7 protein-coding genes are annotated in these 5452 nt (G+C 34.6%); 2 read left to right on the top strand and 5 right to left on the bottom strand.

What is annotated here, in order from left to right; translation table 11 throughout:
• Positions 1-58: 58 nt before the first annotated feature.
• On the top strand, positions 59-1141 hold the full coding sequence (locus AB3X49_RS16935) for an S-layer homology domain-containing protein (protein WP_367963538.1): 1083 nt from the start codon (positions 59-61) through the stop codon (positions 1139-1141).
• Between the two features lie 147 nt (positions 1142-1288).
• Here AB3X49_RS16935 and AB3X49_RS16930 read toward each other — a convergent pair whose 3' ends face one another.
• A complete protein-coding gene (locus tag AB3X49_RS16930) occupies positions 1289-1738 on the bottom strand; it encodes a VOC family protein (RefSeq protein ID WP_367963535.1) in 450 nt (149 codons plus the stop codon).
• Positions 1739-2104: 366 nt separating this feature from the next.
• On the opposite strand from AB3X49_RS16930, the gene AB3X49_RS16925 reads away from it, so the two are divergent.
• Positions 2105-2515, top strand: coding sequence for a DUF4279 domain-containing protein (locus AB3X49_RS16925; protein WP_367963533.1), 411 nt, complete (start codon positions 2105-2107; stop codon positions 2513-2515).
• Positions 2516-2615: 100 nt separating this feature from the next.
• Here the strand turns inward: AB3X49_RS16925 and AB3X49_RS16920 are convergent, their stop codons facing one another.
• From AB3X49_RS16920 to phaZ, 4 genes are all read right to left on the bottom strand, one after another.
• The gene (locus AB3X49_RS16920; protein WP_000166302.1) at positions 2616-2816 is read right to left on the bottom strand and encodes an NETI motif-containing protein; all 201 of its coding nucleotides are present in this window, start codon (positions 2814-2816) and stop codon (positions 2616-2618) included.
• Entirely contained in the window at positions 2800-3996 is a 1197-nt protein-coding gene (locus tag AB3X49_RS16915; RefSeq protein ID WP_367963531.1) for an MFS transporter, read from the bottom strand. The genes AB3X49_RS16920 and AB3X49_RS16915 overlap by 17 nt, the downstream gene beginning before the upstream one ends.
• A 113-nt stretch (positions 3997-4109) precedes the next feature.
• Positions 4110-4337, bottom strand: coding sequence for a hypothetical protein (locus AB3X49_RS16910; protein WP_215573560.1), 228 nt, complete (start codon positions 4335-4337; stop codon positions 4110-4112).
• A 67-nt stretch (positions 4338-4404) separates the two neighbouring features.
• The gene (phaZ, locus tag AB3X49_RS16905) at positions 4405-5316 is read right to left on the bottom strand and encodes an intracellular short-chain-length polyhydroxyalkanoate depolymerase (RefSeq protein ID WP_367963528.1); all 912 of its coding nucleotides are present in this window, start codon (positions 5314-5316) and stop codon (positions 4405-4407) included.
• Positions 5317-5452 lie beyond the last annotated feature (136 nt).

Below are 5452 nucleotides of genomic sequence, written 5' to 3'. Positions count from 1 at the left end.
GTATATGTGTAATACGTATATTTAATAAAGTTAAATTAAACTGGGGAGGCTTTCTCAAATGGGCAAGAAAACAAGCAAAGCTAAAAAAATTTTGGGATTCGTAATCACCACAGCACTAGCAACTACAATGATGGTAGGCACAGCAAACGCACAAACAACTACGAATAACTATAAAGTAGCTGGCAATGCGAACACTGTATTTACAGATGTACCAAAGGACCACTGGTCAAAAACTGCTATTGATTACTTAGCAGCAGCAGGGATTTATAAGGGATATGGAAATGGAAAATTTGGTTTTGGGGACAACATTACTAGAGGACAGGTTGCTTCTTTAGTCAATCGACATTTAGGTTTAATAGCAGATGATAAACAGGGAAATATGTTTAATGATATTACAAATCATATGTTTGAAAAGGATATCACAGCCATTGCGCAAGCTGGAATTATGACAGGTGATGGAACAGGTGCATTTCGTCCAGATGACGCATTAAATCGGTATGAGATGGCAGTAGTATTGCAAAAAGCATTTCAATTAAACTCAAAAGGACAAGAGAACTTTAAAGATGTACCAAAAGGTCATTGGGCCTATGAATCTGTAAATGCAGTGCGTAGTAACCGTATAGCACAAGGTGACGAATCAGGTAATTTTAATGGAAATATGATTGTGAAACGTGAGCAGTATGCACAATTTTTCTATAATGCAATAGCAAAGAACAGATCTTATAATTTCAACATCAATACAAAAGAAGAACTGAAACAAATGTTAGCAACAGCTTTACAGGATGGGACGTTTGGTCCATTTAAATTAGATGTACTGGGTAAAGATATATCTGAGGTAAAAAAAGAATTTGGAGTGCCTGATGTTTGGAAGCAAGCACCATGTACAGAATGTGATGCACCTACTACAGCGGTATATGGAGATTATAATATTGATATGTACCCTTCGGACGCTAGATATATATGGGTAAAAATGGGTATCACTATCAATGAATTAAAAGAGTGGTTTGGTGAGCCAGATGGAATTGGAGAGGATATGACTAGTGAAGGCTTTATATATAATCGAGGAAGCTATTCTCTTTATTTCAGCTTCTCTGATGGTTATATTCAACGCGCTGAAATATCTAAAAGTGAACATCATTAATACGTTACAAGCAATATAAAATATATAAAGCATAAAAAAACCCTTCAAGAACGTGCCTTTTCTTGAGGGATTTTATTTTGTTTCTATCTATTTAACATAATACAAAGCTGTAAAACTACTACTGATTAAAGTTCCACTTTATTTTTCTTATTGCTCCGCATTCCATTCACTTAAATACGTTGCATATTCTAGTTCATCTGGATCATCATATAACATAGAAATAAACTCTAATTTATTTCCATCACAATCTAGAAAATATACGCTTGCAGCTGGCATCCACCTTTGGACAATTGGTTCTCGATTTCCTTTCCCTTGACTCCCTACTACCTCTATTCCACGCTTCTCTAACCATACTTTTGAAGCATTTAAAAACTCTAACTCTACACGAAAAGCGAAGTGTTTCGTTTCAAACTCTTCATTAGTATGTACTTCCCATAATCCGAGCATTTGTTTTTTATTTTCTCCTACCCAAAAGAACGCAACTCGTCTTTTCGATAATTTTTTTGCTACTGTTAAGCCTAACTTATTTTGATAGAAATCTACCGCCTTTTCTAAATTCCTTACATGTAAATGAGTTTCATATATGCTTTGTATCATTATATATTTCTCCCTAACCTACATTCTGATCTTTTAAAATATATTTTGTTTTTATCATACAAATATTTATATTTTTAATCATCCTACTTTTGTATAATTGTTCTTTCCTACAAATGTATAGGAATCCAGCTTTAACTAATGTCCCTACGCCGGAATTCAATACAATGAAACTAGGGAGATTTTATTCTCCCACACTAATCATGCTTTTATGGACAATTGGCTCTCACCTACTTTCCTCCCATTAGAAGCTTTGCTGCCCATAAATAGCAGGATTAAAATTCCATTTACATTCATAAATTTTTATAATGTAATAAGAGTAGCATCTTAATAATAAGAGGAGGAACCAATCTGGATAAAACCAAAGTTATGGCTTATTTTAGTGCAACGGGTGATATATTCCCTGTTGAAGCAATTACCGAGGCCCTAAGTATCGAGCCTACAAGAACTTATAAAAAAGGTGATGTTGTTGCAAAACGTGATAATCCGAATCTTGTATCCACCAAAATCATATATAGAAAAGAGACTGATTGGACTTTAAGCACTGGATACCAAGAATCATACGATATAAATAATCAGTTGCATATTATTCTAAAATCCCTTGAAGGAAAAACAGAAAAATTAAAACATCTCAAGAAGAAATATAGTTTAGAGTTTCTTTTTATGGTAGTGATTCAAGTGGAGAATAACGAATCACCCGCGATGTATTTACAAAAAAGCATTATTGATTTTGCTAGTTCCATTCAAGCAGAAATTCATTTTGATCTAAATATTTATTAAAAACAAAAACGCTATTGATATTGAAATCAACAGCGTTTTTTATGTGACTATATGTTTTATCTTGCTTGTACCCAAAAGCAAATTCTTTTTATATAACTTATTACTTCAATTTCCCCTCAAAAACAATTTTTCTACCACACGGTTCAACTTCTGTTTTTCCGTCTTTCTTTACTTCATGAAAGATTGGCTCTTCCATGCGACGAGACGGTGCATATCCTTCTTGTTCCATACGCGCTAAGCAGTCTGTAATTGTTTCGTTTTCGAGTACTTCAAATTTCTTTTTATTAGGTTGTTTTGTCATGCCCTAACCTACTTTCTATTTTTCTTGATGCGAATTGATTCTTCATGTAGACCATATATACCATTGCGAGAATTCCCATTATAATCATAACCGCAATAAAAAAGCTTGTATACTGTATTTTTTCTATAAATACGCCTCCTAATACAGGTCCCATAATACTTCCTATACTAAAGGCGATTCCGGATAATATATTACCTGCTGGTAGTATGTGTCTCGGTAATAAATCTGTCATAAATCCAAGCCCTAGTGAGAAGCACGAGCCAATGACCATACCTGCTATAAGCATACATGCAAAGACGATCCAGTAATATTGATCAAATACTGCTGCAAGTAGGAAAATGCCCGTACTTACGCTGAACGTCCACGTTAAAATACGGTCTCTTCCGTATTTATCACTTAATATACCGAGTGGAATTTGTGTAATAATGCCCCCAACTGCGAATGCTGGTAATAAGAAGGAAACTTCCGATACAGACCATCCTTTGCGAAGTGCGTATACTGGTAAGTTACTATTTAACATCGCTTCAAGTACGCCGTATGCGAGCGGACCAATTAGCGCAATCCAAGCTAATCCAACGACTTGTTTATAACGAGAAAAGGATGATTTACTTTCAGTTTTTGCCTCATCTTGTGCTGGAAATGCATTTTTCGTTGGTAGTAGTAAAAGCCATCCTATTAAGCAAAGTATAGTAGATACGATAAATGGTGTTGCAAGACCGTACTGAACAGTGCTTGCTAAATACGGACCAACGGCAAAACCAATTCCGAAGAATACACCGTATATCGATACTTGTCTACCTATTTTACTCGGGTCTGATGTTGTCGTAATCCATGTTTGTGTTCCGACATGAAGCATATGATCTCCGACTCCAACTAGAAATCTAAGAACGAACCATACCCAAAATGAAAAAGTTTGTGTAAAAAAGAATAATGAAATAATAACGAGAAACCCACCAATAACGATAATTGGCTTCATTCCAAACTTTTGCATCGGTTTTTCAAGAAACGGTGAAATAACTAATATCCCAATATATAATGCCGTCGCATGAATACCGTTAATACTTGAACTAACCCCTTCTTGTTCAAAAATCATTGCAATGGCAGGTAAAAGCATTCCTTGTGATAAACCCGAGATTGCTACAATTCCAACCATAATCCAAAAAGTAAAACGCATCGACATCCTTTTCCCTCTCCTTCTCACGCTTTCCACTTTTCATTATAAACTGTTTCTTCAAATGCGTGTACGAATATTCATAATAAAAAAGAAGCTAAAAGAATGAACCTTTTAGCTTCTTATCCTTCCCATACTTGCGCTTTCACATTGTAATGAAAGTGCTTGAAATATGGATTTTCATAAAATGATGGGCCATATAAGTAGTGATGTGCATGAGCTATTGGTGGCTGCTGTAGTTGTAGTGGAACTACAGCTGATGAAACTTCCATATACATCGGATCGATAATAAATTTTATATGTTGGTGATGGTTATATGGAGAATGATATATTAAAAGTGGATTATGCATTGACTCTCTCCCCTTATACATACAAATGTTATAGTATATGCAACACTTCTCATTTCGGGGATTCTTTCTATTCTAACCAATCCTCAACATGTTTTATAAATACATCTAAACAATCTATAAACGGTGAGTGTCCGCAATCTTCTAATATCTTCAACTCTGCATTTGGCAAATGTTTTGCTAATTCCTCACCGACTACTTGCGGTACGACGTAATCTCTGTCACCTTGTATGACGAGTGTTGGAGCTTTAATATGATCAATTTGCTTATTTCCCTCTATAACCCCGTTATGTTCATCCGAAATATTAAATGTAATGAGCGCATAATTCACATCTACGAAATTACGTTGCGTTAACATATCATCTAAATACTTTTCATAACGATCCGGTTCAGGTTGATTATGTGTATATATTAATAGATTCCATACTGTACGGTAATATAATTTATTCATATTTTTTATCGCATCTAGCACTGGAGCAATTTGTACGGGATCTTGCGCGATTTCTTCTTTCGTCTTTACTAAACTTGATACGATCGGTTGCCCGTTAATATCTTTTTTAAAGATTGGATATCCCTTCATTCCCACTGATTCTACTAAAATCAACTTTTCGACAAATGTTGGATGATTCGCTGTAAATTGCATCGCAACACCACCACCCATTGACCATCCCATTAATGAAAATTTCTTCAAATTTAATTTATCTATAAAAAGTTTCACATCTTCTGCAAAGTCTTGTAAAGAATCTATCGGCTTATTATACGTTGATTGTCCAAATCCTCTTAAATCAATTGCGTAAATATGATATTGATTTTGTAGTTTCTCAAGAACTAAATCAAAGTGTTGTGACGATGTCATATTCCCATGAATGAGTACGAGCATTTCTTCATTTTGCCTTCCAACTTCTTGATACGCGATCGTTTCTCCGTTCGATAGTGAAACAAACTCCATTGTTGCAGGCTTAATCATCGTAAGTTCCCCCATTCTTTTAATAGAAAGAAAATTCCTTACCTAATTAAAGAATACCACACAGAATATACGTTCTCAATATAAAATCCACACGAAATTTCCACATAAAACAACATGTCTATTACTAGACAATTATTATAAAAAAGTATAT

The organism is Bacillus sp. C30 (assembly GCF_040838255.1).
In the GTDB taxonomy this organism is placed as follows: domain Bacteria; phylum Bacillota; class Bacilli; order Bacillales; family Bacillaceae_G; genus Bacillus_A; species Bacillus_A mycoides.
This window is presented reverse-complemented; position numbering and strand designations above follow the sequence as displayed.